Annotated in this window: 26 protein-coding genes; 17 read left to right on the top strand and 9 right to left on the bottom strand. The window is 71.5% G+C overall.

The features are described 5' to 3' along the window. Positions 1-37 precede the first annotated feature (37 nt). From ABTX18_RS31565 to ABTX18_RS31595, 7 genes are all read left to right on the top strand, one after another. Positions 38-1,033 carry an acyl-CoA dehydrogenase family protein gene (locus ABTX18_RS31565; protein ID WP_352126213.1) on the top strand — a complete coding sequence of 332 codons (996 nt, stop codon included), beginning with the start codon at positions 38-40 and terminating at the stop codon, positions 1,031-1,033. Next, positions 1,030-2,103 (top strand): acyl-CoA dehydrogenase family protein, encoded by a 1,074-nt coding sequence (locus ABTX18_RS31570; RefSeq protein WP_352126214.1) that lies wholly within the window; start codon positions 1,030-1,032, stop codon positions 2,101-2,103. The genes ABTX18_RS31565 and ABTX18_RS31570 overlap by 4 nt, the downstream gene beginning before the upstream one ends. 35 nt (positions 2,104-2,138) lie before the next feature. Then, complete coding sequence (locus ABTX18_RS31575; protein WP_352126215.1) at positions 2,139-2,948, top strand: SDR family oxidoreductase; 810 nt, start codon at positions 2,139-2,141, stop codon at positions 2,946-2,948. Between the two features lie 50 nt (positions 2,949-2,998). Further along, positions 2,999-3,604: an acyl-CoA-like ligand-binding transcription factor gene (locus ABTX18_RS31580; protein WP_352126216.1), complete on the top strand. Its 606-nt coding sequence runs from the start codon at positions 2,999-3,001 to the stop codon at positions 3,602-3,604. A gap of 151 nt (positions 3,605-3,755) precedes the next feature. Next, complete coding sequence (locus ABTX18_RS31585) at positions 3,756-5,297, top strand: MDR family MFS transporter (protein WP_503061243.1); 1,542 nt, start codon at positions 3,756-3,758, stop codon at positions 5,295-5,297. 141 nt (positions 5,298-5,438) lie between these two features. Then, positions 5,439-7,616, top strand: a complete 2,178-nt coding sequence (locus tag ABTX18_RS31590; RefSeq protein WP_352126218.1) for a S9 family peptidase — start codon at positions 5,439-5,441, stop codon at positions 7,614-7,616. Between the two features lie 73 nt (positions 7,617-7,689). Continuing rightward, positions 7,690-8,142 (top strand): Rieske (2Fe-2S) protein, encoded by a 453-nt coding sequence (locus ABTX18_RS31595; protein WP_352126219.1) that lies wholly within the window; start codon positions 7,690-7,692, stop codon positions 8,140-8,142. Here ABTX18_RS31595 and ABTX18_RS31600 read toward each other — a convergent pair. Then, entirely contained in the window at positions 8,126-8,809 is a 684-nt protein-coding gene (locus ABTX18_RS31600; RefSeq protein ID WP_352126220.1) for a cysteine hydrolase family protein, read from the bottom strand. The genes ABTX18_RS31595 and ABTX18_RS31600 overlap by 17 nt on opposite strands. Before the next feature lie 127 nt (positions 8,810-8,936). On the opposite strand from ABTX18_RS31600, the gene ABTX18_RS31605 reads away from it, so the two are divergent. Beyond that, positions 8,937-9,413 carry a pyridoxamine 5'-phosphate oxidase family protein gene (locus tag ABTX18_RS31605; RefSeq protein ID WP_352126221.1) on the top strand — a complete coding sequence of 159 codons (477 nt, stop codon included), beginning with the start codon at positions 8,937-8,939 and terminating at the stop codon, positions 9,411-9,413. Between the two features lie 11 nt (positions 9,414-9,424). On the opposite strand, the gene ABTX18_RS31610 is transcribed toward ABTX18_RS31605, so the two are convergent. After that, a complete protein-coding gene (locus ABTX18_RS31610) occupies positions 9,425-10,345 on the bottom strand; it encodes a LysR family transcriptional regulator (RefSeq protein ID WP_352126222.1) in 921 nt (306 codons plus the stop codon). Between the two features lie 74 nt (positions 10,346-10,419). Between ABTX18_RS31610 and ABTX18_RS31615 the strand changes: the two genes are divergently transcribed. Further along, the gene (locus ABTX18_RS31615) at positions 10,420-11,403 is read left to right on the top strand and encodes a DMT family transporter (protein WP_503061241.1); all 984 of its coding nucleotides are present in this window, start codon (positions 10,420-10,422) and stop codon (positions 11,401-11,403) included. A gap of 27 nt (positions 11,404-11,430) precedes the next feature. On the opposite strand, the gene ABTX18_RS31620 is transcribed toward ABTX18_RS31615, so the two are convergent. After that, complete coding sequence (locus ABTX18_RS31620; protein WP_352126224.1) at positions 11,431-12,762, bottom strand: aminotransferase class I/II-fold pyridoxal phosphate-dependent enzyme; 1,332 nt, start codon at positions 12,760-12,762, stop codon at positions 11,431-11,433. A 35-nt stretch (positions 12,763-12,797) separates the two neighbouring features. On the opposite strand from ABTX18_RS31620, the gene ABTX18_RS31625 reads away from it, so the two are divergent. Beyond that, positions 12,798-13,493 (top strand): pyridoxamine 5'-phosphate oxidase family protein, encoded by a 696-nt coding sequence (locus ABTX18_RS31625; protein WP_352126225.1) that lies wholly within the window; start codon positions 12,798-12,800, stop codon positions 13,491-13,493. A gap of 58 nt (positions 13,494-13,551) precedes the next feature. Here ABTX18_RS31625 and ABTX18_RS31630 read toward each other — a convergent pair whose 3' ends face one another. The 3 genes from ABTX18_RS31630 to ABTX18_RS31640 form a co-directional block, all read right to left on the bottom strand. Further along, positions 13,552-14,508: a DMT family transporter gene (locus tag ABTX18_RS31630; protein WP_352126226.1), complete on the bottom strand. Its 957-nt coding sequence runs from the start codon at positions 14,506-14,508 to the stop codon at positions 13,552-13,554. A gap of 155 nt (positions 14,509-14,663) precedes the next feature. Next, complete coding sequence (locus ABTX18_RS31635; RefSeq protein WP_352126227.1) at positions 14,664-15,668, bottom strand: EamA family transporter; 1,005 nt, start codon at positions 15,666-15,668, stop codon at positions 14,664-14,666. 98 nt (positions 15,669-15,766) lie between these two features. Continuing rightward, the gene (locus ABTX18_RS31640; protein ID WP_352126228.1) at positions 15,767-16,300 is read right to left on the bottom strand and encodes a Clp protease N-terminal domain-containing protein; all 534 of its coding nucleotides are present in this window, start codon (positions 16,298-16,300) and stop codon (positions 15,767-15,769) included. 244 nt (positions 16,301-16,544) lie between these two features. Here ABTX18_RS31640 and ABTX18_RS31645 point away from each other — a divergent pair, with 244 nt between their 5' ends. From ABTX18_RS31645 to ABTX18_RS31660, 4 genes are all read left to right on the top strand, one after another. Then, the gene (locus ABTX18_RS31645) at positions 16,545-16,757 is read left to right on the top strand and encodes a hypothetical protein (RefSeq protein WP_352126229.1); all 213 of its coding nucleotides are present in this window, start codon (positions 16,545-16,547) and stop codon (positions 16,755-16,757) included. Between the two features lie 61 nt (positions 16,758-16,818). After that, positions 16,819-17,250 carry a type II toxin-antitoxin system Rv0910 family toxin gene (locus ABTX18_RS31650; protein ID WP_352126230.1) on the top strand — a complete coding sequence of 144 codons (432 nt, stop codon included), beginning with the start codon at positions 16,819-16,821 and terminating at the stop codon, positions 17,248-17,250. A 698-nt stretch (positions 17,251-17,948) separates the two neighbouring features. Beyond that, a complete protein-coding gene (locus ABTX18_RS31655) occupies positions 17,949-18,638 on the top strand; it encodes a hypothetical protein (RefSeq protein WP_352126231.1) in 690 nt (229 codons plus the stop codon). A gap of 52 nt (positions 18,639-18,690) precedes the next feature. Then, positions 18,691-19,308 (top strand): class F sortase, encoded by a 618-nt coding sequence (locus ABTX18_RS31660; RefSeq protein WP_352126232.1) that lies wholly within the window; start codon positions 18,691-18,693, stop codon positions 19,306-19,308. A gap of 257 nt (positions 19,309-19,565) precedes the next feature. Here the strand turns inward: ABTX18_RS31660 and ABTX18_RS31665 are convergent, their stop codons facing one another. Then, complete coding sequence (locus tag ABTX18_RS31665) at positions 19,566-20,198, bottom strand: PadR family transcriptional regulator (RefSeq protein ID WP_352126233.1); 633 nt, start codon at positions 20,196-20,198, stop codon at positions 19,566-19,568. Between the two features lie 166 nt (positions 20,199-20,364). Here ABTX18_RS31665 and ABTX18_RS31670 point away from each other — a divergent pair, with 166 nt between their 5' ends. After that, positions 20,365-21,186, top strand: a complete 822-nt coding sequence (locus ABTX18_RS31670; protein ID WP_352126234.1) for a PhzF family phenazine biosynthesis protein — start codon at positions 20,365-20,367, stop codon at positions 21,184-21,186. Between the two features lie 67 nt (positions 21,187-21,253). Here ABTX18_RS31670 and ABTX18_RS31675 read toward each other — a convergent pair whose 3' ends face one another. After that, complete coding sequence (locus ABTX18_RS31675) at positions 21,254-22,033, bottom strand: CPBP family intramembrane glutamic endopeptidase (RefSeq protein WP_352126257.1); 780 nt, start codon at positions 22,031-22,033, stop codon at positions 21,254-21,256. A 184-nt stretch (positions 22,034-22,217) separates the two neighbouring features. Between ABTX18_RS31675 and ABTX18_RS31680 the strand changes: the two genes are divergently transcribed. Beyond that, a complete protein-coding gene (locus ABTX18_RS31680; RefSeq protein WP_352126235.1) occupies positions 22,218-24,005 on the top strand; it encodes a substrate-binding and VWA domain-containing protein in 1,788 nt (595 codons plus the stop codon). A gap of 93 nt (positions 24,006-24,098) precedes the next feature. On the opposite strand, the gene ABTX18_RS31685 is transcribed toward ABTX18_RS31680, so the two are convergent. Beyond that, on the bottom strand, positions 24,099-25,604 hold the full coding sequence (locus ABTX18_RS31685) for a glutamate-cysteine ligase family protein (RefSeq protein ID WP_352126236.1): 1,506 nt from the start codon (positions 25,602-25,604) through the stop codon (positions 24,099-24,101). A 475-nt stretch (positions 25,605-26,079) separates the two neighbouring features. Here ABTX18_RS31685 and ABTX18_RS31690 point away from each other — a divergent pair, with 475 nt between their 5' ends. After that, complete coding sequence (locus tag ABTX18_RS31690) at positions 26,080-26,673, top strand: hypothetical protein (protein WP_352126237.1); 594 nt, start codon at positions 26,080-26,082, stop codon at positions 26,671-26,673. Positions 26,674-26,748 lie beyond the last annotated feature (75 nt).

The following is a 26,748-nucleotide window of genomic DNA, read 5'->3' on the forward strand; positions in this document are numbered from 1 at the left end:
TCGGTCAGTTGCCCGCCGTGCCGAAAGGGTGCCCCTGATGCGATTCCTGCTGGATGCCGGGCAGCGGGACTTCGTCCGCTCCCTCGATGCGCTTCTCACCTCCTGCGACACCCCGGCTGTCGTACGGTCCTGGGCTGCCGGTGACCACGGTCCGGGGCGTGCCGTCCGGGAGCGGCTGGCCGAGGCCGGGGTGTTCGCCCTCGCGGTCCCGGAGACGCACGAGGGTTTCGGCCTGCTGCCGCTCGAACTCACCCTTGCCTTCGAGGCGTTGGGACGGCACGCCGTCCCGGGCCCGCTGGTGGAGACGGTTGCCGCGGCGGCCCTTCTTGAGCGGCTCGGTGACGGCCGCATCGCCGCGGACCGCCTGCCCGGCATCGCCTCGGGGAAGTCGGTCGTCTCCCTCTGCCTGACCTCGCTCAGCCCGTACGCCCTGGACGCCGACGCGGCGGACGCGGTGTTCGTGGTGGACGGCGACACCCTGCGCCTCGCCACCGCGTCCGGCTCCGTGCAGCCCTCCGCCGACCCCGGACGGCGGCTGTCACGGCCGTCGGGCGGGAGCGTCCTCGCCGAGGGCCCCGCGGTGGCCGCCGCCGCCGGCCACGCCGCCGAGGTCGCCGCGCTCGCCACGGCGGCCCAGGCACTCGGCGTCGGCCGGACACTGCTGGCCCGTACCGTGGAATACGTCAGGCAGCGTACCCAGTTCGGGGTGGCGATCGGCTCGTTCCAGGCGGTCAAGCACCGGCTCGCCGACACGCTGTTGGCCCTGGAGTTCGCCGGACCGCTGGTGCACGGCGCCGCACTCGCGCTCGCCGCCGGCGACGCAGGGGCGGGCCGCGACATCGCCGCGGCCAAGGTCGCGGCGGGCGAGGCCGCGTACGCGGCGGCCCGCACGGCCCTCCAACTGCACGGTGCCGTGGGCTACACCGACGAACTCGACCTGTCCCTGTGGATCCGCAAGGCGCGGCCCCTGCGCGACGCCTGGGGAACCCCGGCAGCCTGCCGCGCCCGCGTCGTCACGGGAGCGCCCCTATGAGACCGACCCGGGAGCAGGACGAACTGCGGTCGGCCGTACGAACCCTGCTGACTCGGCACCAAGACGCCCACGCCTGGGCCCCGTTGACCGTACAGATCGGTGCGGCCGGTCTCGCCGTGCCGGACGAGTACGGCGGAGTGGGCGGCGGCGCCCGCGATGTCCATGTGCTGATGGAGGAGCTGGGCCGGTGCCTGAGCCCGCTGCCGTGCCTGGGCTCCTCGGTGCTCACGGTGGGGGCCCTGCTGGTCTCCGGTGACAAGGAGGCGTGCGGGCGGCTGCTGCCCGGCCTCGCCGAAGGCGGCTCGGTGGGCACCCTGGCCTGGGCCGAGCGGGGTTCCTGGGAGCGGGAGGCGATACGCGCCGAGGCGGTGCCGGGTCCCGGTGGCGGCCATCTGATCACCGGAACCAAGGAGCACGTACTGGACTGGCCGGTTGTGGACGTCCTTCTCGTCGCGGCTCGTACGGCCCACGGGGTGTCACTCTTCGAAGTGGCACCCGACGCCGCCGGTGTGCGCCGGGAGCCCGTCATGACCATGGACCGGACCCGGGCCCAGGCCCGGTGGCTGCTGGACGGAGCCGAGGGACGCCTGCTGGGCGTGGACGGCGACGGCGGGCGGCACCTGGAGCGCGTACGGGATCTGGCGTGCACGGCGCTCGCGGCGGAGCAGGTGGGGGCGGCGGAGCGCTGTCTGGAGCTGACCGTCGAATACGCCAGGAACCGGGTGCAGTTCGGGCGGCCCATCGGCTCGTTCCAGGCGGTCAAGCACCGGCTGGCCGACGCCTACGTCCTGGTGGAGTCGGCGCGTTCGGCGGCGCTCGGCGCGGCGTTCGCCGCCGACGAGGACCCGGGCGCTCTGCCGCGGGCTGCCGCTGTCGCGAAGTCCGTCTGCTCCGAGGCGTTCTCGGCGGTGGCGGGCGAGATGATCCAGCTGCACGGCGGGATCGGCATCACCTGGGAGCACGACGCGCACCGCTACTTCAAGCGGGCCCACGGGGCGGGCGAACTGTTCGGGCCGCCCGCCCTCCACCGGGCGCGGCTCGCCGCCGGGCTCGGCCTCACCGGCCACTGAGCGGGCAACCGCAGTCCGCAAGAGGGGAGCAACCCATGGGCCTCGGCAAGCTGTTGGACTTCACGGGGCAGGTGGTCCTGGTCACCGGCGGCACCAAGGGCATCGGCGCCACCGTCGCCGCGGCGTTCCTGGGCGCGGGCGCGGACGTGGTCGTCTGCGGCCGCACCACCCCGGACACGCTGCCTGCGGCCGGGGGCCGGGAAGCCGTCTTCGTCCCGGCCGACGTGCGCGATCCGGCGGCGGCGTCCGCCGTGGTGGACGCCGCGGTGGAACGCTTCGGAAGGCTCGACGTACTCGTCAACAACGCCGGCGGCTCCCCGGACGCCGACGCCGCCACCGTCTCGCCGCGTTTCGTGGAGAAGGTCATCGCGCTCAATCTGCTGGCGCCGTTCTACGTGGCACAGGCCGCCCACCGCGTCATGCGGGCCCAGGAAGGCGGTGGTTCGGTCATCAACATCGGCAGCGTCTCCGGGCAGGACCCACAGCCGGGCACCGCGGCCTACACCGCGGCCAAGGCCGGACTGCTGGCCCTCACCAAGGCGCTGGCCCTGGAATGGGCGCCGGCGGTCCGGGTCAACCACATCACCACGGGGCCGGTCCGCACCGAGAGCGCGGCGTCCGTCTACGGCTCGGACGGCGGCGCGGCGGTGGCGGGCGTCATCCCGATGGCGCGCATGGCGGTGCCCGCGGACGTCGCCCACGCCTGCCTGTTCCTCGCGGGCGGCCTGTCCGGATACGTCAACGGCGCGGACCTCGCGGTACACGGCGGCGGCGAGTTCCCCGCCCGGTACCTCGCAACTAAGGCAGCGGAGGCGGCGAGGGCGGACGGCGGGCCGGCCCGGTAGGCGCGCGACAAATTTTGCCCAGCGTGCAAAATTGCATAGCATGCACGTTCATGAGTGCCGACGACCCATCCCTCGGGCTGCGCGAACGCAAGAAGCGCGCGACACGCGGCGCCCTTGCCGGCATGGCGCTGCGCATGGCCGCGGACCGCGGGATCGAGAACGTGACCGTGGAAGCGGTCACCGACGCGGTCGGCGTCTCCGTACGCACGTTCTTCAACTACTTCCCCTGCCTGGAGGACGCGATCATCCGCCCAGGCAGACACCATGCCGAACGGGCCCGCCGGGCCGTGCTCAACGCCCCGGAACACCTCACGGCACTCGAAGCCCTCAGTGAGGCACTCTCCCAGGAACTCGCCCACCTCGAGGAGGGTCACGAACGCTGGGCTCTCCAGATGACGGTGCTCAGGTCGAGCCCTTCACTGCTCCCGGCCTTCCTCACCGCCCAGGGCGCCGACGAACGCGCCCTCGTCGCCGCCGTGGCCGAGCGCCTGGGCCAGGACCCCGAGACGGATCTCTACCCACGGCTCCTGGCCCACGCGGCGATCGCCGCCGTGCGCGCCGCCGCGGAGGTGTGGGTGGCCTCCGGCCGCACCCGTACGTTCCAGAGCCTGTGCCGGGACGCCTTCGCCTCGCTGGCCGCGGGGCTGACGGTCTGAAGCACAACCGCCCGGCCCACCACCACTTACCGCAGAACAAGTCACCACAGAACCAGTCAAGTCACCAGAGAATGAGGAACGTCAGCCGATGACCGCTGCCGTCACACCCGAGACCGGTACGGCCGGTGCGCCCGAGGGGGACGCATCCGGCATGACACGCCGCCAGATACTCCAGGCCATGTCCGGCCTGATGGCCGGCATGTTCGTGGCCATCCTGGCCTCCACCGTGGTCTCCAACGCCCTGCCGAGGATCATCTCCGATCTGAACGGCAGCCAGTCCGCCTACACCTGGGTCGTCACCGCCGAACTCCTCGCCATGACGGCGACCGTCCCGATCTGGGGCAAGCTGTCCGACCTCTACGACAAGAAGCTGCTCATCCAGCTCTCGCTGTCGATGTTCATCGTCGGTTCGCTAGTCGCCGGCTTCTCGCACAGCATCGGGCTGCTCATCGTGAGCCGTGTCGTCCAGGGCATCGGCGCGGGCGGCCTCACCGCGCTCGCCCAGGTGGTCATGGCGGCGATCATCCCGCCGCGCGAACTCGGCCGCTACTCCGGCATCTTCGGCGCCGTCTTCGCCGTCGGCACGGTCGCGGGACCGCTCATCGGCGGTGTGCTCGTCGACACCTCCTGGCTCGGCTGGCGCTGGTGCTTCTTCATCGGTGTGCCGTTCGCGCTGCTCGCCATCGTGCTGCTCCAGCTGACCCTGAAGCTGCCCACGGTCCGCAGGAAGGTCAAGATCGACTATCTCGGCGCCGTCCTCATCATGAGCGGTGTCAGCGCCCTGCTGCTGTGGGTGACCCTCGCGGGCAACCGGTTCGACTGGGCGTCGTGGCAGACCGCCGCACTCGTCAGCGGCGGCGTGATCCTGCTGGGCGCCGCGGTCCTCGTCGAGTCCAAGGTCCAGGAACCGATCATCCCGCTGGACATCTTCCGCAACCGCACCGTGGCGCTGACGACGATCGCGAGCCTCCTGGTCGGCGTCGCCATGTTCGGCGGCACGGTCTTCCTCTCGCAGTACTTCCAGACCTCGCTCGGCAAGACGCCGACCGTCGCGGGCCTGATGAGCCTGCCGATGATCCTCGGCCTGATGGTCTCCACGACCGTCGCCGGGCAGATCATCTCCTCCCGGGGCAAGTGGAAGGGCTTCCTGATCGCGGGCGGCGTCATCATGACGGCGGGCATGGGCCTGCTGTCCACGATCGGCGCCGACACCTCCTTCACCGTACTCAGCCTGTACATGGTCGTGCTCGGCGTGGGCGTCGGCATGCTGATGCAGAACCTGGTTCTGGCCGCGCAGAACGACGTACCCGCTTCCGAACTCGGTGCGGCGACGTCGGTTCTCTCGTTCTTCCGCAGTCTCGGAGGCGCGATCGGTACGAGCGCGCTGGGCGCGGTGCTCGCCCACCGGGTGGCCCGGGAGATGGAGAAGGGCTTCGGCGGTGCGGCGGACGGCGGGGGTGCCGGAGAGGGCGTGCCCGACCTCGCAACCCTGCCCGAAGGGGCGCGCCAGGTGGTCGAGCAGGCGTACGGCGTCGCGACGGCGGACGTCTTCCTGATCGGCGCCCCCTTCGCGTTCCTCGCCCTGATCGTGGTCCTCTTCATCAAGGAGAAGCCGCTCAGGACCCAGAGCGGTATGGAGCGGCTCGCGGAGGAGACCGCCGCGGCGGCGAAGCCGGCCGCACCGGCGCACTGATCCCGGATCACGGAGCCCCGCCTCGCCCGCGCCTGTCGCGTGTCGACGCGGGGCTCCGTCGTGACCGCGCCGCGGAGCTGTGCATCTCAAGGGAGCAGGCCGGAATGGATCGAACGCATTTCGGCCTGTCATGGTGTCGCCATGAATCCCCCCTTCGACGCACCTGCCGACGGACCTGCCGACTCGTCAGCGACCGCCGTGGAGCGCTTTCCCCTCCAGTTCGCCCGCACCCGTCGCTTCTCGCTCGGCGTGCCCCGGCAGTTCACCGTCTCCCCCGACGGCGAACGGGTGCTGTTCGTCCGCACCACTTCCGGCACCGACCCCGTGAGCCGGCTCTGGCTGTACGAGAACGGCGAGGAGCGGATGCTCGCCGACCCCCTCGGCTCCTGCTTCTCGGACGACGCCCCGGGCGAGGTCCCGCCGGAGGAAGCGGCCCGGCGGGAGCGGGCCCGCGTGACCTCCTCCGGGGTGGTGTCCTACGCCACCGACGGCTGCGTGCGGCTGGCCGCCTTCGCACTGCGGGGTGTCCTGTGGGTGGTCGGCACCGACGGCGGCGCCCCGCGCAGGGTCGCCACGGCCGGACCGGTCGTCGATCCGCGTCCCTCTCCCGACGGCGCCCTGATCGCGTACGTGTCCGGGGGTGCGCTGCGGACCGTACGGGCGGACGGGACCGACGACCGGCCGCTCGCCGAACCGGACGGGGAGCAGGTGACGTACGGGCTGTCCGACCACGTCTCGCAGGAGTCGATCGGGCGCTCGCGCGGCTACTGGTGGTCGCCCCGCGGCGACGCGCTCCTCGTCGCCCGGGTGGACACGGCCGAGGTCCGGCGCCGGTACATCGCCGATCCCTCGGATCCGGAGCGGCCGCCCCGAGTGGTGGCGTATCCGGCCGCCGGTACGGCGAACGCGAAGGTATCGCTGCATCTGCTGGGCGTCCGCGGCGAGCGGACCGACGTCCGCCTGCCCGCGGAGGCCGGCGAGGGACACCCCGAAGGCGTGTGGACGGACCGGGCGTTCGAGTACGTCGTGGCGGCGGACTGGGACGGCCAGGGCCCGCTCGTCTCCGTACAGACACGGGACCAGCGCTCGGTGTACGTAGTGGAGGTGGACGAAGCCTCGGGGGCGACCCGCACCGTCCACCGGACCCACGACCCCGCCTGGGTCTCCCTGCGTCCGGGCACGCCGCTGCGTCCCGGCTCGGGAAAGCTCGTCGTCCCCGCGCGGCCGGGCGGCGACACCCAGGGGCTGGACATCGGCGGGGTCACGACACCGCCGGGCCTCGAGGTCCGCGAGGTGATCGGCACGGCGGGCGGGTGGGTGTACTTCACGGCGGGCGAGGAGCCGACCGAGATCCATGTCTGGTCCTGCGCCTGCGGTGATCCCGACGAGGGCCTCGTACGCGTCAGCGGCGCCCCCGGTGTGCACACGGCTGCGGTCGGCGGCCCGACGGTGGTCCTCGACAGCAGGACACCGGACGGCCATACGGTGACGGTGCTTCGCGCCGGTGTGCCGAAGGGCGGCATCGCGGTCCTGGCCGAGACCCCCCTCGTCACCCCGCGGCCGCTGGCCCTCGGCCTGGGGAAGCGGGAGTTGCGCAGCAGGCTCTATCTGCCGTCCTGGCACCGGCCGGGCGACAGCCCCCTGCCGGTGCTGCTCAGCCCGTACGCGGGCCACGGCATGCAGATCGTGCTCGAGGTGCGGACCTGGTGGGTCGCGGTCGCCCAGTGGTTCGCCGAGCAGGGTTTCGCGGTGCTGGTCACGGACGGACGGGGCACGCCGGGGCGAGGCGAGGCGTGGGAGAAGTCGGTGCACGGGGACCGTCTGACGGCCGTCCTTGAGGACCAGATCGACGCCTTGCACGCGGCGGCCGCCCGTCACCCGGACCTCGACCTGACCCGGGTGGCGATGCGCGGCTGGTCGTTCAGCGGGTACCTCGCGGCGGCGGCGGTGCTGCGGCACCCGGAGGTCTTCCACGCCGCGGTGGCGGGTGCGGCCCCCGCGGACCGGCGGCTCTACGACACCCACTGGGAGGAACGCTTCCTGGGCCACCCGGACGTCCAGCCGGAGAACTACGCCCGCAATTCGCTCCTGGACGAGGCGGCGGCGCTGAAGCGGCCGCTCATGCTCGTACACGGTCTTGCCGATGACAATGTGGCCGTGGCGCACACGCTGCGGTTCTCCGCGGCACTGCTCGCCGCGGGCAGGCCGCACACGGTGCTGCCGCTTTCGGGCGCCGGTCACCTGATCGGCCAGGAGCGGACCGCGAGCGGTCTGCTCCTGCTGGAGCGGGATTTCCTGAGGAAGTCCCTGGCGCTTTGAACACAGCTCACCGGCCGCGCGTACCCCTGGACGAAGCGTCGGAGCCGAGAACACCGTGGAAGGAACAGCCAGCATGAGCGCATCGCAGGACCACGAGGTCCGCATCGGACGCCGGACCGTCGTCACAGCGGCCGGCGCCGTCTCCGTGGCCGCCGTACTGACCGCGTGCGGGGGCTCGAAGGAGGCGGCCGGTTCCGGTGTCGTCGAGCAGTCCGACGACGGTGGGGGCGGCGGGGGCGGAGTCCTCGCGAAGACCGCCGACATCCCGGAGGGCGGCGGCAAGATCTTCGCGGATCAGGGAGTCGTGGTGACGCAACCCGCGGCCGGTGAGTTCAAGGCGTTCTCGTCCAAGTGCACCCATCTGGGCTGCGCCGTGTCGAGTGTCTCCGAGGGGGCCATCCACTGCCCCTGCCACGGCAGCGCGTTCGACGTGGCGACCGGCGCCGTGAAGGCGGGCCCGGCCACCAAGCCGCTGCCCGGCGCCGCGATCACGGTCGAGGGCGACTCGATCAGCCTGGCCTCGTAGCGTCCCGCCCGCCCTGCCTCGCCCTGGACCGCCCGCTTCCGCTCAGCCAGCAGCCGAGCAGGTCGTCGGTAGCGGTCACCGTGGCGACCAGGGCGAGGGTGTTGCGGATCAGCGCGGGGGTGTAGTCGGCGGGCACCCCCGCGATGGCATCGGACGGGACCACGGCGGTGTACCCGAGGTTCACGGCGTCGAAGACCGCGTTGGGAATGGCCACGTTCGCCGAGACGCCGGTGACGACCAGGGTGCGACAGCCGAGGTTACGGAGCAGCGCGTCCACATCCGTCCCGGCTATCGGCGACAGCCCGTGCAGCCGGCGGACGACGAGGTCCTGTTCCGCCACCTCGATGGGCTCGGCGATCCGTACCGCCGTGCTGCCGGAGTGCTGCTGTACGGGGAGCCGCTCCGCGGCGCGGAAGAGGCGGGCGTTGCTGTTGGCGCCCCGGCCGTCCGGGCGGCGTTCGGCCACCGCGTGGATGACCTGGACGCCTGCCTCGTGGGCGGCGGAGACCAGCCGTGCGACGTTGTGCAGGGCCCCGGACGACCGGGCCTCCTTGGCCAGTTCGGGCAGCGCGCTGCCGGGACCCACCACCCCCTGCTGGCATTCCACCGTCAGCAGGACGGTGGTCGCGGGATCGGTCTGTTCGGCCAGCTGTTCCCTGGTCGGCACGGCTGCCCCTCTCGGTGACGGTCGGTCTCACCCTCATTGCGCAACGAAGGAAGAGGCCCCATGATTCCTGACACATAGTCAGTTCGTAACCCAGCCAGCAAATTTCGCACGCAGGAGGAGGGCTTCCATGGCCGTCAGTCAGCGGCGTGGCCGCCGGATCATGATGACGGACGAGGAGCGCGACGCGTACCTCGCCGATCAGCGCACCTGCCGCGTCGCCACCGTCGGCCCGGACGGCCGCCCGCACGTCGGCGCGCTGTGGTTCTGCTGGGACGGAACCTCTCTGTGGCTCTACTCCATCACGCGGAGCCTGCGCTGGTCGCAGCTGAGCCAGGACCCGAGAGTCTCCGTGGTCGTCGACGACGGGGTGGAGTACGGGGAGCTGCGCGGCATCGAACTCTCGGGCGAGGCCGTCTTCGTCGGCGAGGCACCGCGCACCGGCGAGCCGTATGCCGAACTCACCGTTCCGGAGCGGCTGTTCGCGGCCAAGTACTTCGGCATGGAGACGATGCCGCACGACGGCCGGCACGCCTGGATGCGACTCACACCCGAGACCATCACCTCGTGGGACTTCGGCAAACTGGCCGGCTCGGCCGGTACCTGAGCCTCGGGGCCCTACCCGCCCCCCAGCGGATCATCCAGCTCCCGCCCCGCCTCCCGCAGTGCCGCGACCGCCGCCCTGATCGACGGACGCCGGTCCGCGTCCGCCCGCCACACCGCGTGTACGTGCCGTCGCATCTTCTGCCGCACCGGCACCAGCCGCACCCCGTCGGGGACCGGTCCGCGGCCCAGCCGGGGCGCCACGCAGACCCCCATTCCCGCAGCGATCAGGGCGAGTTGGGTGTGGTGCTCGCCTGCGAGGTGGGCGATGCGCGGTTCGATCCCCTTGGAGCGGAGGGTGAACATCAGCCAGTCGTAGCAGAATTCGCCCTCGGGCCACGACACCCAGTCGTCGTCGGCGAAGTCCTCCAGCTCGACCGTGTCGCGCTCCGCGAGCGGATGACCGGCCGGCATGGCGATGTCCGGCGCGTCGTCAAGCAGGTGCGCGCGGGCGAGACCGCCCGGTACCGGCAGCCGCTTGTTGCTCCAGTCCAGCACCACGGCAAGATCGATGTCCCCTCTGAGGACCGCCCTGATCCCGTCCTCGGGCTCGAGCTCCTGGGTGCGCACCCGGAGTTCGGGATGGCCGGCGCGCAGCGCGAGTAGCGTCGCCGGAAAGAGTCCGCGCGCCGCGGTGGGGAACGCGCCCAGCCGGATCTCGCCCACCACCTCGCCCCGCTGTGCCTCGATGTCGGACTGGGCCAGCTCGACCTGCGAGAGGATGCGGGCCGCGTGGTCGGCGAGCAGCTGTCCCGCGTCGGTGAGCCGGACGCCCCGGCCGTTCCTGGCGAGCAGTTGCTGGCCCACCTCCCGCTCCAGTTTCGCCATCTGCTGGGAGACGGCGGAGGTGGTGACGTGCAACCCCTCGGCGGCACCGCTGACCGAACCGAGCCGGGCCAGGGCGTCGAGGGTGCGCAGGCGCTCCAGGTTCAACATATAAGCAATGCTACGCGGACACCCGCACGAAGTCTCACTTGTGCTACGAGATAACCTTCGTCATCGTTGACCTCATGAGCGCACCGCCCGCGCCGGCAGGACCGGCCACCGTGACCCCGGGAACCAAGCAGACCACGCCGGCTTCCCCTCCCACGGGTCCCACCGGTCCCGCCGTCCGCCCCGCACTGGACTGGCGGCTGCGCTTCGGGGCACTCTCGCTCATCTGGGGCTTCAGCTTCCTCCTGATCAAGGTCGGGACCGAGGGCTACGCACCGTTCCAGGTCACGCTCGGGCGGCTCCTGTCGGGGACCGCGGTCCTCGCCGTGGCCATGCTGGTGAAGCGGGAGCGGCTGCCGCGTACCGCCCGCACGTGGGGCCATCTGGCCGTCGCGGCCTTCTTCCTCAACGCCCTGCCGTTCTCCCTGTTCGCGTACGCGGAACTGACCATCCCGTCGACCCTGGCCGGCATCTGCAACGCGACCTCACCGCTGTGGGGCATGGCGCTGTCCCTCGTCGCCCTCTCCGAGGACCGCCCGACCCGCCGCCGCGTCGCCGGTCTCGGGCTCGGCTTCCTCGGCGTACTGACCGTGCTGGGCGCGTGGCAGGGCTTCTCCGGTCTGGACTTCAGCGGTACGGCGATGGCGCTCCTGGCTTCCCTCAGCTACCCCATCGGCTGGATCTATGTCCGCCGGACTCTGGCGGGCAGCGGTTCTTCGGCGCTCTCCCTCACCGGCAGCCAGCTCTTCCTCGGGACGGTGCAACTCGCCGTGGTCACACCGCTGTTCACCTCGGCACCGGATGGGTTTCCACTGTGGCCCACCCTGGCCGTCGTCGCTCTGGGGGCACTCGGAACGGGGCTCGCCGTGCTGCTCCAGTACGGCCTGGTCACCGAAGTCGGCCCGACGACCGCCCAGATGGTCACCTACTTCATCCCGGTGATCGCCACCGCCGCCGGAGTCGCGGTGCTCGGCGAGCAGTTGAGCTGGAACACCCCGGTCGGCGCGCTCGTGGTCCTGGCGGGCGCCGCACTGACCCAGAGCAGACCACGCGCCGCTTAGGGCCTCTCCTTCGGAAGTCGTCGTAGCTCATCCGTAGCTCAGGGGGGCAGCGGGTCCTGCCGCTGCCGCCACCGCGTCCGCGAGCGGCCCGATGTCGGCGTCGGTGAGCGGTGACACGGTGATCCGGATCCCCTGGGGCGCGGTCATCCGGAAGCGGGATCCGGGCGCCACCGCCCAGCCCGCGCGCAGCAGCCGCGCCACGGCCCCGGTCTCGTCGCTCACGGGGACCCACACGTTCATCCCGCTGCGTCCATGAGCCTCGACGCCCCGGTCCGCCAGGGCCCGGACGAGCGCGTCCCGGCGGAGCGCGTACGACCGGGCCACCGCCCCGGAGTCGACCGCGCCCGTCTTCCACAGGTGGACCACCGCCCGTTGCAGCAGCCGGCTGACCCAGCCGGGCCCCAGCCGCTGCCGTCCCGAGACCCGGTCGGCGGTCACCGCGTCCGCGGTCAGTACGGCGACCCGCAGGTCGGGCCCGTACGCCTTGGCGACGGACCGCACGAAAGCCCAGCGGTCCGTGACGCCGGCCAGCGAGTGCAGCGGCAGGTCGACGATGGCGTGCCCGTGGTCGTCCTCGATCAGCAGGACGCCCCGGTGTCCCGCCAGGACCGCCCGGAGTTCGGCCGCGCGCCCGGCGCCGATCGCCGCTCCGGTCGGGTTCTGCGCCCGGTCGGTGAGGACGGCCGCACGCGCACCCGCCTTGAGCGCCGCGTCGAGGGCGTCCGGCAGCGGGCCCTCGTCGTCGACCGCGACGGGAACCGCGCGCATGCCCAGCGCCGGGACGAGATCCAGCAGACTGCCCCAGCCGGGGTCCTCCACCGCGACCGCGTCGCCGGGCCTGAGATGGGCGACCAACACCCTTTCGATCGCGTCCAGCGAGCCCGAGGTGGCGATCACCGGCCCGGCCGGAACGCCGTCCGCGTCGAACCCGGCGCGCGCCAGAGCGGCGAACTCGGGGTCCACGGCCTCCTGGGCATACATGCCCGGCGCCCGCGCGTAGGCCTCGGTGACCGCGGCGAAGGCCTCCGCCAGTGCGGGAAGCAGCGCCGGGTCGGGATTGCCCTCACCCAGGTCCCGCACACCGGGCGGCGCCTCCACCCGGACCGACCCGCGCGCGGTGCTCGCCGGCCGTGGCCGGACCCTGCTGCCCCGGCGCCCGGCCGTCTCGATCACGCCCCGTTCCCGCAGGGTGCGGTAGGCGGCCGCCACCGTATTGGGGTTCACCTCCAGTCGGCTCGCCAACTCCCGTAGCGGGGGCAGCACTTGCCCGGGAGCCAGCTCACCGGAACCGACGGCCCGCTCCACACTGGCGGCGATTTCCGATGCACGCCGCCCACTGATCCGATACTCTCCTAGCACAAAGAACAGTATGCACTAGTGCAATGGAGTACGCAATGCCGGAGACCGCACCCCAGCAGACCACGGCCCCGGACGCCGCAGCCGCCTACGCCCCGACCGGGCGCACCGTCCCGACCCGCTCGCGCGACCGGGCCTCCTACGACCGCGACCAGGTCCACTCGATACTGGACGAGGCGTACGTCTGCCACCTGGGCTTCGTACGGGACGGCGCGCCCGTCGTCCTTCCCACGCTCTTCGGCCGGGTCGGCGAACGGCTCTACGTACACGGCTCGACCGGCTCCCGCCCGCTGCGGGCGGCGGGCTGGAGCGAGGAAGGGCTGGCCGTCTGCCTGACCGTGACGCATGTCGACGGACTGGTGCTGGCCCGGTCCGCCTTCCACCACTCGCTCAACTACCGTTCCGTGGTCGTCCACGGCGTGGCGCACACCGTGACCGATCCCGAGGAGCGGCGCGTCGCCCTGGACGCGATCGTGGAGCAGGCCGTGCCCGGGCGGGCCAGGGACTGCCGGCCCGCCGACGAGAAGGAGCTGGCGGCCACCGCGGTGATCCGGCTGGACCTGCGCGAGGTCTCCGCCAAGGTCCGCACCGGCGGCACGAACGACGAGGAACGGGATCTCGCGCTGCCCCACTGGGCGGGCGTCGTCCCCCTCACGCGCGGCTACGCCGAACCGGTCCCCGCGGACGACCTCGATCCGTCGATCACCGTCCCGGAGTATCTGAAGACACTGTGAACCGGCCGGCCGGGACGGGCCCTGCACGACGCCGCATCGGCCCGCCCCCGCTCACCGGTCACGCCGCGACGGCCACCTCCCTGCGGGCCTGCGCGGCGCCGCGCGTCTCGGCGACGGCCAGCCCCACCACCGCCGTGAGGAGCAGCAGTGTCCCGGCGACCGTGGCTGCCGTGAGCTGCTCATGGAGGACGACTACGGCGATCGCCGCCGCGCTCACCGGTTCGAGCAGCATGATCACCGACACGGTGGCGGCCCGCACGACCGCGGCGCCCGCGAAGTACAGCGCGTACGCGAGGGCCGTGGGGATCGCGGCCACGTACACCAGCAGGATCACCACCTGCGCCACGTGCTCCGTCCGCGGCACGAGCCCCTCACCCGCCGCCATCGGCAGCAGGACGACCGCGGCGATACCGAACGCCCAGGCGCTGGTGGCGAGCGGGTCCGCGCCGCCGCCGTCCCTGCCGAGCCAACGCGTGAGCAGGGTGATCGCGGCGTAGCCGGCCGCGGACAGCACCGCCAGCGCGATCCCGGCAGGCCGTACCGTCCCCGCGTCGCCTCCGAGCACCAGGACGGCGAGACCGGCCAGCGCCCCGCCGACCGCGGCGATTCCGCCGAGGCCGAGCCGCTCCCCCATCGTCAGCCGGGCGCCGACGGCGATGAGGACGGGCCCCGCGCCGAGGGTGACCACGGTGCCGACCGCGAGGCCGGTGGCCTGGACGGCGGCGAAGTACGCGGTCTGGAACACGGTGAGGCCGATGCCCGTACCGACGATGCGCAGCAGCCGCCGGCGCCCGGACTCGGCGACGGCGTCGGCCCGGCGGGGCCGCAGCGCGAGCGCGGCCAGCAGGAACACGAGGCCGCCCGCACAGCGCCAGAACGACAGGGCGAGGGGGCCGAGATCGCTGGCCTCGAAGAGCAGCGAGGCGGCGGCACCGGCCGTACCCCAGGCCACTCCGGCGATGATCAGATAGCACAGGCTCCGCCCGACGGGCAGGCCGGAAACAGGGTTCAACACGTGACTTCTCCAGAGGAAGACAAGGTGGTCGCTCGGCTCCGCACGCGGGCAGCGACGAACCGCTCGGGAACTGCCCGAGCCCGGTCTTCGTCAGGTGTGGCTGCCCGCGTCAGGCGGCAGGCGGCGGAAGCACGGTCAAACGCATGATCGTCACCTTAGGAGGCGGCACGCCCGGTCGGCAACTCTCCCTCGGCCGCCGCCCGCTCCCCGCCCGGTCCGGACGCGACGGGGCCGGAGGGCGCCCTGGGAGTCGACGACTGTGCGATGAAGGCGCCGGTCAGCACGAGCGCACCCCCGATGAGCTGCGGCGCGGCCAGGTGCTCCCCGAGCAGCACCCACGCCAGCACGGTGGCGATCACGGCTTCCAGACAGGCGACGACACCCGCCACGGCCGGCGAGAGCAGCCGCACAGAGATCACGCCGGTCACGTACGCGACGACGGTGGCGAGCAGCACGATCCAGCCGAGGAGCAGCCAGGCGGGCACTTCCGTGCCGCTCATGGCGGTGTCACCGCCGAGCACGGACCAGTCCATGCCCCACGGCTGCGCCACGACCGTGAGCACGGCGGCCCCGATCAGCAGTCCGTAGGCGATGACGCCCACCGGATGCGGCGGTTCGGAGCCGTCGGCCGCATCCCCGCTCCCCTGGTCGGAGAGGACGAAGTAGCCGACCTGGCAGCAGGCCGCACCGAGGGCGAGCAGTAGTCCGAAGGCGTCGAAGCTCAGCCCGGACCACACCTCCACCACGCAGGCCAGGCCGCCGGCCGCGAGGACGACGCCGACGGCGGCCGCCCTGGTCACCGGCCTGCGCTGGACGAAGCGCACCCAGCCGAGGACCAGCGCCGGGGCCAGGTACTCGACGAGCAGCGCGACACCCACCGGGATACGGGAGATGGCGGCGAAGTAGCAGGCCTGGACGCCCGCGACAGCGAGGAGTCCGAACCCCAGCAGCAACACCGGGCGGCTGCGCACCAGGTCCCGGTGGCGCCAGGCCACGGGCAGCATGACGAGCGCGGCGCCCGCCACCCGGAGCCACACCACGTGGAGCGGGTCGAGGCCCGCCTCGATGAGCGGCTTGGCCGCCACTCCGGAACCACCGAACGCGAAGGCCGAGGCGAGGGCGAGTCCCAGGCCGGCGCTTCTTCCCCGAGACGCGTGCATCGGCACATCATGACAGCCTGCGTCAGGAGCGTCATCCCTGTGACGCCTGACGCGGGTCACACTCTGATGTCATTGACGCCCCTGACCTTCTGCGGCCGTCACCCCCGGCCGGGCACCTCCACGATCCGGTCCGCGAGCAGCACCGCGTCGACGCCCGCCCGCTCCAGCACCTCGACGGCCCGGCTCCCCCGGTCCGCGGCCAGCGCGGCCAGCAGATCGAGACCGCCGGCCCGTTCACGCCCGCACGCCCGCGCCCGACGGGACGCACCCGCCATCGCGGTCGCGACCGAGGGCGACCAGCCCTCGGCGCCCGCGTCCGCGCCCGGCGGGGCCGCACCCGAGTTCTCCACCGAGCCCTGCCAGCGGAGCCCGTACCCGATGCTGCGCTGCACGAGGTAGCCGAGGACCCTGGCCAACTGCGGCCCGCCGTCGAAGGCCGTGCGGACGGCGGGGTCCGACTCGATGAGGGAGTGCAGCAGATGAGCCGTGTCGATCTGCCGGTCACCGTCACGCAGGGCGCGCCTGCGCGCACTCGTCACCACGGCGGCCAGCTCATCGGTGAGTCTGGCGTCGAGCTCAGCACGGTGGTTCGGAGCGGGCTGCTGAGGGATCCGCGGGGGCCGGTTCTGCACCTTTCCACCCCATCAGCCCGGACGGGCCGGAGCGTCCCCGGAGAGTCTCATTGCCGCATCCCACCCGAGTTGGGCACAGAGGAGCGAGGCCTCCTCCTTACGGATGAGATCGCGCCGTTCCGGGGCCGGATTCGGGCAAACGGCGCGCGCCGCCTTGCCTTGCGCTCCCGGAGCAACCGGAAGCCTCCCCGCATACGTCTCACAGCCGAGAACACCGTTACGGCGGCGGGAGGGGGTGCCGGAGGTGAGCTGGCTCGTCTCCCTGCCGGCGCTCGACGGGCGCGACTACGTCTACCGCGTCCACGCGCCGTCCGACGCACTGCGTGCGGACCTCTTCTGGGCAGCGTTCCACTGCCATGACGACGGACCGCATCCACGCGCCTGTGACCGGTTCGACGCGGCCCTGATCTGGCGCACCGGAACCGATCCAGCAGATCTGACGGTTCATCAGTATTGAATGTTGGCGCCGGTGCGGCTACGTTCCGCGACACCGTAACCCGTCGAGAAGGGGTGGCCGCATGGCCGAAGTCAGTGCAGAGGCGCGCATCGAAGCACCGGCCGGGAAGGTCTGGGCCCAGCTGACCGACTTCAGCACGTACGGGGAGTGGAACGCCACGCACACCAGCTTCCCCAAGGGCGGCCCCGCCACTCTCGAACTCGCGGGCACCTATGAGGAGAACATGAAGCTCATGGGGTTCCCCGCCGAGGTGACCTGGACGGTGTCGGAGCTGGAGGACGGCCGGCTGCTGACGACCACGGGCAAAGGGCCGATGGGCGTCAACCTGAAGATGAGCTACGTACTGACGCCGGACGGGGACGCGACCACGATCCGCATCGACGGAGAGTTCACCGGGGCAGCGGTCTCGCTGATGGCCGGCAAGCTGAAGGACTCGGCCACCGCGGCACTCATCGAGTCGCTACGCAAGCTGGACGGACTGATCGTCGCCTGACACCCGCACGGCCGCTGTCATGCTTGGCGAGCAGGGATACAACACGCTGCCAAACAGCCCGAGTTGGCGCGACTCCAGGCTGCCCGGGCAGGGGCGATGAAGCGGCTCCCCCTGCCTGGGCGGACGAGGTGGGCCAGGCGCACCAGTAGCGCCCGCCGGCAGCGAACGCCCGTAACGGCAGCGGGAATTGCCGTGCCCTGTCCGGCAAACAGGACCAACTGAGCCGTGGAGCCGGGGCCGGCACGCCGTCGGCCGGCTCCCGCCGCGCAGCGACACCGGCCCCGGGCGGCCATGCACGCATGAGGTCTCGCGCGCACCCGGGGCGGACCAGCCCGGCCGGCCCACAGGGAACACCCGTCGGCCACCCGGGCGCGGCGCGGCCACGCGACGCCGCCGGAACCCCCCGCTCAGGGGACCGCCGGCGCGATCGAAGGCGCCGAGCGCAGCCAGGCTGCCCAGCGGCCACCGCCACCGCCACCGCCACCGCCACCGCCACGGAGAGTAAGGGCGACCCTGCCCCTGAGGCAGACGCACCACCCGCGACCGCCTGAGATCACCCATTCTGCCGCACTATCGGCTACTCAGGGTATTCCTCGGCGTTTTGCCAGTGTTGGCTCGCATTTCTCCCCGGACTCATGGCATCTCTTAGGCGATCGGTTGATCAGTACGACAATCATCCCGGCTCGAAGGAGTTCAGCATGCGCATTTCCGCTTCCATCCGTTCCCGCAGCGCCCGCGCAGGCGCCGCCGCAGTCGCTGCGGTCGCGATCGCCGGTGCCACGCTCGCCGGGGCCACCACCGCCTCCGCGCTGGGCGAGAGCGGTGACATCGATGTCCGTTCGAGCGGCTGGAGCTCCCGCGGCGGCGACGGCGTCGAGGTCTGCAAGTTCGTCCTCACCGCCAGCAACTTCGGGGATCTGCCGTTCGTTCCGTGGACGATCACCGCGCAGCCCCCGACCGTCCCCCCGGGCAACATCCTGCAGAGCACGCTGCCGCTCGTGAACGGTTCGGCGCGCAGCCAGGAGTACCTGCTCCCGGAGGGCACGTACCAGCTGACGTGGGTCGCCGGTCCGGTGAAGACGAAGACCTTCAAGGTCGACTGCACCAAGCCCGCCGACAAGGGCGGCCGCGGTGAAGGCGGCGCCCAGGGCTCGTCCTCGGAGCGCTCCGAGGACTCGTCCGCAGGAGGAGGCGCCGACTCCGGATACGAGCGGCCGTCCGGCGGCGTGCCCGCCGGCGGCGGCGGCGTCCCGGACATGGAGAGCGTCGGCTCCGAGAACGACTCGAACGTCGGCACCACCGCCGCGCTGGCGGCCGGAGCGGCCGGTGCCGCAGGGCTGATCATGGTCCGCCGAGCCGCACGCCGCCGTGCCCGTCACGAGGCATAGTCCCCGCAGCAGACGGCGGCGACGAGGGCCCACGCGCGCATGTCGTCTCACGATGACCCTGTGCGTGTTCTCCTCGGTGGTGACCGGCGTCGTCTGGGCGAGCTCCGGCTCGCCCGACGACCAGTCGGTCACCGCCGCCCGCGACGGTGACGCCGCCGGGGGCGGCGACCGGCCGGCCCCGCGGGCTTCACATCCACCCCTGGTGCGTTCACGTCCGGTGAAGGTCTCCGTGCCCGCCATCTTCATCGAGGCCCCGGTCACGGGTCTGGGGCTCGACAAGAAGGGGCACCTCGGTGCCCCGCCGTTGAGCAGGCCCAAGGAGGTGGGCTGGTACCGGAACGGCCCCTCGCCCGGCGAGGCGGGAACCTCCCTGATCGTCGGTCACCGCGATACGGAGACGGGGCCGGCGATCTTCCTCAACCTCAACGCGCTGCACCGGGGCGACACGGTGAAGGTCGCGCGGGCCGACCGGGTCACCGCGGTCTTCACCGTTGACGAGGTGAAGACGTACACGAAGGACAAGTTCCCGGACGACAAGGTGTACGGGACCACCAAGCGTCCGGAGCTGAGGCTCATGACGTGCGGTGGGCGCTTCAACAAGAAGAACGGCTACTCGGCCAATGTGGTCGTGTTCGCCCATCTGACCTCACTGAAGAAGCAGGCGGCCTGAGGGCCGTCGGCGGCAGGGAAGCGGCCGGTGCCTCGGGGGCGAGGCACCGGCCTTCCGCATTCCTTCCCGGCCGTGACGGGCACGGGGCCGAAGGACGCGAGGCCGTCCGGGCCCGCAGCGGCCGAGCACGACACCTCCACACCGTCACCGCGATCACGCGACAACCTCGAAGGGTCCCGCGGCAATGCCGCGGGACCCTTCGGTCCGCCCTGCTCAGTTCTTCCGCCACCGGCTCGAAAACTCGCCCCGGCGCTCCCTCAGTCCTCGTCGGCGAGGATGAGGTAGAGCTTCTTGCGGGCATCGTTCACAACCGCGAGCGCCTTCTCCCGCTGCTCGGCCGTGCCGGTCTTCCAGACCTGGCCGAACGCCTCCATCAGGCCGAACCCCGTCTGCCGGATCTCGTTGACGGTCTCCCAGTCGACCCCGCGGCCGGCTTCCTCCCAGGGCGCGTCGGCCCCCGACTCCGCCTCGGTGCGACCGGCATCGGTGAGGGTGAACAGCCTCTTGCCGCCCTCGCTCGCACTGACGATCAGGCCCTCGTCCTCCAGCAGCTGAAGGGTCGGGTACACCGAGCCCGGGCTGGGCCGCCAGGCCCCACCGCTGCGCTCGCCGATCTCCTGGATCATCTCGTAACCGTGCATCGGCCGGTCCTTCAGCAGCGCGAGGATCGACGCACGCACGTCACCGCGGCGCGCCCTCCCCCGTCCGCCGCCGCGGCCGCGTCCTCCGCCGAACGGGCCGCCACCGAAGGGGCCGCCACCGAACGGCGGGCCGAACTGCCCGAAGGCCGCCCGGCGCCCCTCGAAGTCGCCCCGCTCGTACTGACCGGGCCCGAAGGGGCCGCGCCCCTTGCCTCGTCCGTGTCCATGCTCGTGTCCGTGTGCACGCATGACGTACTCCTTCTTGGATTGATCGTTCACGTTTCACCGCACTGTCGCGATGCGTCAACGATATATCGGAACCGGTCGGTCGACAAACCCCCTGGTCCGAGTTTTTGAGCCGCCGACCCGGAATTGGCCTTGGCCTGCGGCTTTGCCCCGCCCCTACCGTCGGATCATGAGAATTCGCATCGTGGACGCGTTCACCGACCACCCCTTCTCCGGCAATCCCGCCGGCGTCCTGCTCCTCGGCCCGGAGGGCTTCCCCGAGGACCGCCGACTCCAGCAGATCGCCGCCGAGCTGAACCTCTCCGAGACCGCGTTCGCCCACCCGCTGCCCCCGGGCGGCGCCGCCGACTGGGCGTTGCGCTGGTTCACGCCGTCCACCGAGGTCGACATGTGCGGCCACGCCACTCTCGCCACGGCCCATGTCCTGCACACCACCTCCACCGCGAGCGGCACGGTGCGCTTCGCCGCACGGTGCGGGATCCTCACCTCGAGCGCGGACGGGGACGGCTCCCTCACACTCGACTTCCCGACCGCCCCGCTGACCCCGGAAACCCCACCGCAGGGGTTGGCCGCCGCCCTGGGCGCGGACATCGTTTCGGTGCACGACACGGGCCCGCACGTCGGCGACCTGCTCGTGGAACTGACCGACGAGGCAGCTGTACGGGGACTCGCACCGGACTTCGCGGCGCTGGCCGGCCACGCGCGGCGCGGCGTCATCGCGACAGCGGCCGCCGCCTCACCCGACCGCGGCTACGACTTCGTCTCCCGCGGCTTCTTCCCTGCCGTGGGCATCGACGAGGACCCGGTGACGGGCAGTGCCCACACCGCCCTCGCGCCGTTCTGGTCGGCCCGGTTCGGCCGCGACGAACTGACCGGACTCCAGGCATCCGCCCGGACCGGACTGGTCCGCACGTCGCTGCGCGGCGACCGCACCCTGCTGACAGGCAGTGCGGTGACGGTCGTGGACGGTGAACTGCTCGTCACCCTCTGACGAGGACGGACGACGGGAGGGGGTGTGCGGATCGTCCCGCCCACCCCCTCCCGTCGGATATCCGGCCTTACGGCGTCGGCAGCCACCCCACCTTCCCCGCGAGCAGTGCGTACCCGACGAACGCACCGATGTCGAGCAGGGCGTGCGCGGCGACCAGCGGCCCCACCCGCTGCCAGCGCCGGTACAACAGGACGAAGACGATGCCCATCACCATGTTGCCGATGAAGCCGCCGATCCCCTGGTACAGGTGGTAGGAACCGCGCAGGACCGAACTCGCCACCAGCGCCGCCATCGGAGTCCACCCCAACTGCCCGAGCCGGCGCAGCAGATATCCGACGACGATCACTTCCTCCACCACGGAGTTCTGGATCGCCGACAGGATGAGAACCGGGAACTTCCACCACACATCAGGCAGTGACTCGGGAACGACCGTGAGGTTGAACCCTGCTGCACGGGCGACCAGGTAGAAGGCCAGGCCCGCGCTGCCGATGCCCGCCGCCACCAGCGCCCCGCGCACCAGGTCGGACGACGGCCTGGTGCGGTCGAAGCCGATGACCCGCAGCCCCGCACCCTCCCTGATCAACAAGTGCGCCACCAGCGCGACCGGCACCAGCGCTGTGGTGATTCCGAAGAGCTGCCAGGCGAGATCCAGCCATGGGCGTCCCGGCGCGTAGGAGCTGTTGAGGGTGGCCGCCTGATCCTTCAAACCCCCTGGTTTCGTGAGGGATCCGACAAAACTGATCAGCGCAGACACCCCGCTGGCACCCAGCGAGAGGGCCAGCACCAACACCGTTTCGGACCGCAGGATCCGCTGTGACACGGCCTCCTGAGGCAAAGAATCAGCCACACGCCCCGCCTCCACCTGTACACCTGCCTTCAGTTGTGCATTCACGTCCCAAGCCGCTCCCCGCCCCGCTAGGGTCTCGAATGCAGGTACGAAGATCATGCGCGACAGGCCGGGGGACGGGCGCCATTGCCAATGGTGTGGTCCCCCTTTTCCTTGTTCATCCTCAAGGAGGGGCACCACCGACATGGGACGTCACAGCTTGCCCGACGACTACGCCAGGGACGGAAGCGGGGACCGTCCGCCGCGTCGCCGTCGCACCGTAGCCATCGCCACCATGGTCGTTCTCGCCGTGGCCGCGGGAACGGGCCTCGCGGCGCAGGGCGGCCTGCTGTCGTTCTCGAAGTCCTGCGAGGACACCGCCCTGCACCTGTCCATGATGGCCTCTCCGGACATCGCCCCCGCCGTGCGTGCCGTCGCCGACAAGGCGCGCGAGGACAATCTGAGATCCGACGGCCACTGCGTGGACGTGGAGGTGGTGGCCCGTGACTCGTACAAGGTCGCGGACGCGCTCGCCCGCGGCACCCGTGCTCCGGACTACCAGATGTGGCTGCCCGATTCGGATCTCTGGCTGAACCGGGCGAAGGGCATGGGAGATTCCATCCCGATCACTCCCGGCGATTCCGTCGCCTCCTCGCCCGTCACCCTCGCGGTAGTCCCCTCCGCCGCCAAGAGCCTCGGCTGGCCAGGGAAGATGTACTCCTGGGCCGAACTGACCGCCGCGGCCATGGAGTCCGACAAGGTGCGTCTGGGTTCGGCCGACCCCGCGCGCAGCGCCACCGGGCTGTTGGCGCTCACGAGCATCGGTGTCTCCTCCGACAAACTGGGCGGGGACAGCGACACGAGGGCCGCCGCCACCGCCAAACTGCTCGCCCAGCGGATGTCGGACGGCGACACCCAGGTCGTCGAGACCCTGCCGCAGGACAGTTCCGGCGCCGAGCAGGGAAATCCGGCACGCAATCAGGCGGTGCTTCTCTCGGAGCAGGCCGCCTTCGCCCACAACGCCGAGGCAACGGGCGACGGCAAGCTCGACCTCTTCTACCCCAAGGACGGCGCCCCGCTCCTCAACTATCCGTTCACCCTGGTCAACGAGGGGGAGCAGACGACGGACGAGAGCCGGGCCGCGCTGCGGTTCATGACGCTGCTGTCCGAGGACGCCTCCCAGCGCACTATGGAGGAGCACGGATTCCGGACGGTCGACGGCACGGCGGACGAGGCCCTGGTCGCCGCGGCCGGCGGCAAGCCGCCGCAGCCTTACGCCACATCGCCCGGGGCCGCACCCTCGGACGAGACGCTGCAGGAGACGCTCGGCATGTGGACGATCACCGTCCAGAGCGCGCGGCTGACCACCGTCGTCGACGCCTCGGGGTCGATGGCCACGATCGTGCCCGGCCGCAACCAGTCCCGGATGGACGTCACCAAGGCGTCCCTGATCCAGGCCCTCAACCAGTTCACGCCGAACGACGAGATCGGGCTCTGGGAGTTCGCCACCAGGCTGGACGGCGAAAAGGACTACCGCAGGCTGGTGGCGACCGACCGGCTGGGCGACCCGGCCAAGGGAGGCGGCACGCACCGTGAAAGGCTCGCGGCGGCGTTCTCCTCGCTGCAGCCCGTGCCCGACGGCGCGACCGGTCTGTACGACACCGCGCTGGCCGCCTTCAAGGAGGCGCAGCGCACGTACGTGAAGGGCAAGTTCAACGCCGTCGTGATCCTCACCGACGGCTCGAACCAGGACGATCACTCCATCACGCGCTCCGCCCTGATCGCCGAGCTCAAGAAGATCTCGGACCCGGAGCGCCCGGTCCCCCTGCTCGCCATCGCGGTCGGCCCGGACGCCGACCGCGAAGAGGTGAACGACATAGCGAAGGTGACCGGTGGCGGCGGCTACCAGGTCAGCGACCCGGCCGAGATCCAGGCGGTGATCCTGCAGGCGGTCATGACCGCGGGACAGAGCGGCGGCTCGGCCGGGGAGTAGGGACCGCACCGCCACGCGTCCAGCTGCTCGGCCCGGGCGCAAGGCGTCCCGGGCCGCCGACACCACACCGCTCCCCGCAAGGCGCGACCAGCCTCAGCTCCCGGGGAGATCAACGGGCCAGGTGTGCACGGGCTCACCGGCCTGCATCAGTTCCGCGTACCGCCGGGTCATGGCGGCGAGCGCCTCGGCCCGTCCCAGGCCCGCCTCCCGTGCCCGGTGATAGGTGTCCGCCTGCCAGGACGCCCCGTTCATCCGCCGCCTGCAGCGCTCCTCGATGATCCCGAGGTAGCGGTCCCGGTCCGCCGGCTCGATGTTCCACGCGTCGAGGCCGGCGGCGGCCAGCGGCAGCAGTTCATCCCGTACGAGCTTGACGGCGGGCACCCGGGTCAGACCGCCGGAGCGGCCGGGCCGGGGCCAGAGCAGCTCGGCGTCGATGCCCCGGCGGCAGGCGGTCTCGAAGTTCTCGGCCGCGGCGGTGAAGGGCATCCTGGTCCACACCGGCCGCGCTTCCTCGGCGAGAGCCCGTACGAGTCCGTAGTAGAGCGCGGTATTGGCGATCACATCGTCGACGGTCGGCCCCGCGGGAAGTACCCGGTTCTCCACCCGCAGATGCGGTACACCGTCCGCCAGCCCGTAGACCGGGCGGTTCCACCGGTAGACCGTGCCGTTGTGCAGGACCAGTTCCTGGAGCCCCGGCACCCCGCCCTCGTCGAGGACCCGCAGCGGATCCTCTTCGTCACAGATGGGCAGCAGCGGCGGAAAGTACCGGAGGTTCTCCTCGAAGAGCTCATAGGCGGAGTCGACCCACCGCTCACCGAACCACGTCCTCGGCCGCACCCCCTGGTTCTGGAGCTCGGGCGGCCGGGTGTCCGTGGCCTGCAGGAAGAGCGGCGGCCGCGACTCCCGCCACAGCTCCCGGCCGAACAGGAAGGGGGAGTTGGCTCCCAGGGCCACCTGGACCGCCGCGACGGCCTGGGCCGCGTTCCACACGTCCGCGAAGCGTTCCGGCGTCACCTGAAGATGCAGCTGCACCGAGGTGCACGCCGCCTCCGGCGTGATCGACCCGGACGTGCAGACGAGCCGCTCCACACCTTCGATATCCAGGGTGAAATCCTCGCCGCGCGCCGCCACCATTTGATCGTTCAGCAGTGCGTAGCGGTCCACGTCGGAGAGGTTGGACCGGACCATGTCCTCACTCCCCAGAGTGGGAAGTATTCCGATCATCATGATGCCGGCGCCGACCTCGGCGGCCTTCCGGTCGGCATATCCGAGACCGGTTCTGAGCTCCTCGGCCAGTTGATCGAGAACGCGGCCTGAAAGGTTGTGTGGGACTATGTTCACTTCCAGATTGAACATCCCCAGTTCCGTCTGGAAATCGCGGCTGGCGATGCGATCCAGAACCTGCCCATTCAACATCTTCGGCATACCGTCGGCGCCGGCCAGATTCAGCTCGATCTCCATGCCCATGAGGTTGCGCGGCCGGTCGAACCTCCGCTCCGCCAGAAGTCTCGCCAGCCCCTCCAGGCACTGGTGGAGCTTCCTCCGGTACGCCTCCCGGCCGGACAGGTCATAGGCGCCCGCAACGACCTTCTCCCCCATCGAAGTCCCTCCTCGAGTGGGCAGCCGCCCCGGGCCGCTCGCGTCACGATCGATAATGCCCAGACGGAGAGATCTATAACGCCCCGCGCACACCGCGCACCCGCTAATCTGATGGCCGAGGCCGGAGGCACATTCACTCGGCATGACGCAGTGCGCAGATTCTCCGTTCGGCACACGGGAAAGCAGCGACACGTTTCAGCCTACCGCGGCGCGGGAAAAACCCGAGGCGGTGGCTGCGCCGCTCACACAGAATCAGCATAATCTCCGCATAATTAAGTCCGGATACCGCCTTGCCGGCAATAGCCGTGGCGGCTAGTGGAAACACCGCGTGAACACGTGTCGTATAAACTCCGCGGACGAGGCAGAGAGTTGACGCACCGGCCCAGTCACCGGCCTCCTCTGGCCCCGCACGCCGACAGCGCCGTCTGCACCCGCCCACGCTCCACCGTGTCTCCGAAGTGAGAGGCGACCCACTATGCCGCTGCATGTACCCCCGGCTCCCGCGCCCGCTCTGCGCAGCGTTCTCGCGGCACTCGGTTCACCGAGTGCGGTCCGCGAGGCCCGCACCCCCGCTCTGCGGTCCGCACTGGGCCCCCTGAGCGCCGAACACCCGCTTCCCGTCCACGTACTGGACCGAGGCGGGCCGGGCGGACTCGCACCCACCACCCGGCTCGCCGCATGGCGCTTCCTGATCTGCAGCACGGAGCGGGCCGTCGCGGCAGCGGACACGATGCTCACCCCGGACGGCTGGGCCTTCTCGCACTTCTTCGAAGGCCCGTACATCGGCTCGACCGAACTCGCCCTGCGCCAGGCGGACTCGGCGGCGACGCCCTACCAGCCGCGGCTCCTGTCCATCCCCGATCTCTACATGCTGGCCCTGTGGCTGCACGAGGACACCGAAGCCGACGCGTCCGGCGGGTCCCCCGCCCCGGCCGATCTGCTGGTACCCCTGGCACCCGCCCCACCGGGTATCGCGGCACACCGTCCGCACCGGGTCGCCGACCTGCTCCCCGTGATCACCACCCGTATCGCACCCGGCCCCGGTCCCCTGCTCGGCTCGCCCGCCTGAGCCCCGGCTCCCCCGCCCGATGGCACTGTGCCCCGTCACCGGATCCGGTGACGGGGCACACTGGCAAAGGGCGGG

Source organism: Streptomyces sp. NPDC096323 (assembly GCF_040302845.1).
Lineage (GTDB): Bacteria > Actinomycetota > Actinomycetes > Streptomycetales > Streptomycetaceae > Streptomyces.

Coding starts and splice junctions, on each gene's coding strand:
- ABTX18_RS31565 (WP_352126213.1), top strand. CDS start 38: ATGCGATTCCTGCTGGATGCCGGGCAGCGGGACTTCGTCCGCTCCCTC.
- ABTX18_RS31570 (WP_352126214.1), top strand. CDS start 1,030: ATGAGACCGACCCGGGAGCAGGACGAACTGCGGTCGGCCGTACGAACC.
- ABTX18_RS31575 (WP_352126215.1), top strand. CDS start 2,139: ATGGGCCTCGGCAAGCTGTTGGACTTCACGGGGCAGGTGGTCCTGGTC.
- ABTX18_RS31580 (WP_352126216.1), top strand. CDS start 2,999: ATGAGTGCCGACGACCCATCCCTCGGGCTGCGCGAACGCAAGAAGCGC.
- ABTX18_RS31585 (WP_503061243.1), top strand. CDS start 3,756: ATGACACGCCGCCAGATACTCCAGGCCATGTCCGGCCTGATGGCCGGC.
- ABTX18_RS31590 (WP_352126218.1), top strand. CDS start 5,439: ATGAATCCCCCCTTCGACGCACCTGCCGACGGACCTGCCGACTCGTCA.
- ABTX18_RS31595 (WP_352126219.1), top strand. CDS start 7,690: ATGAGCGCATCGCAGGACCACGAGGTCCGCATCGGACGCCGGACCGTC.
- ABTX18_RS31605 (WP_352126221.1), top strand. CDS start 8,937: ATGGCCGTCAGTCAGCGGCGTGGCCGCCGGATCATGATGACGGACGAG.
- ABTX18_RS31610 (WP_352126222.1), bottom strand. CDS start 10,345: ATGTTGAACCTGGAGCGCCTGCGCACCCTCGACGCCCTGGCCCGGCTC.
- ABTX18_RS31615 (WP_503061241.1), top strand. CDS start 10,420: ATGAGCGCACCGCCCGCGCCGGCAGGACCGGCCACCGTGACCCCGGGA.
- ABTX18_RS31625 (WP_352126225.1), top strand. CDS start 12,798: ATGCCGGAGACCGCACCCCAGCAGACCACGGCCCCGGACGCCGCAGCC.
- ABTX18_RS31635 (WP_352126227.1), bottom strand. CDS start 15,668: ATGCACGCGTCTCGGGGAAGAAGCGCCGGCCTGGGACTCGCCCTCGCC.
- ABTX18_RS31650 (WP_352126230.1), top strand. CDS start 16,819: ATGGCCGAAGTCAGTGCAGAGGCGCGCATCGAAGCACCGGCCGGGAAG.
- ABTX18_RS31655 (WP_352126231.1), top strand. CDS start 17,949: ATGCGCATTTCCGCTTCCATCCGTTCCCGCAGCGCCCGCGCAGGCGCC.
- ABTX18_RS31660 (WP_352126232.1), top strand. CDS start 18,691: ATGACCCTGTGCGTGTTCTCCTCGGTGGTGACCGGCGTCGTCTGGGCG.
- ABTX18_RS31665 (WP_352126233.1), bottom strand. CDS start 20,198: ATGCGTGCACACGGACACGAGCATGGACACGGACGAGGCAAGGGGCGC.
- ABTX18_RS31670 (WP_352126234.1), top strand. CDS start 20,365: ATGAGAATTCGCATCGTGGACGCGTTCACCGACCACCCCTTCTCCGGC.
- ABTX18_RS31680 (WP_352126235.1), top strand. CDS start 22,218: ATGGGACGTCACAGCTTGCCCGACGACTACGCCAGGGACGGAAGCGGG.
- ABTX18_RS31685 (WP_352126236.1), bottom strand. CDS start 25,604: ATGGGGGAGAAGGTCGTTGCGGGCGCCTATGACCTGTCCGGCCGGGAG.
- ABTX18_RS31690 (WP_352126237.1), top strand. CDS start 26,080: ATGCCGCTGCATGTACCCCCGGCTCCCGCGCCCGCTCTGCGCAGCGTT.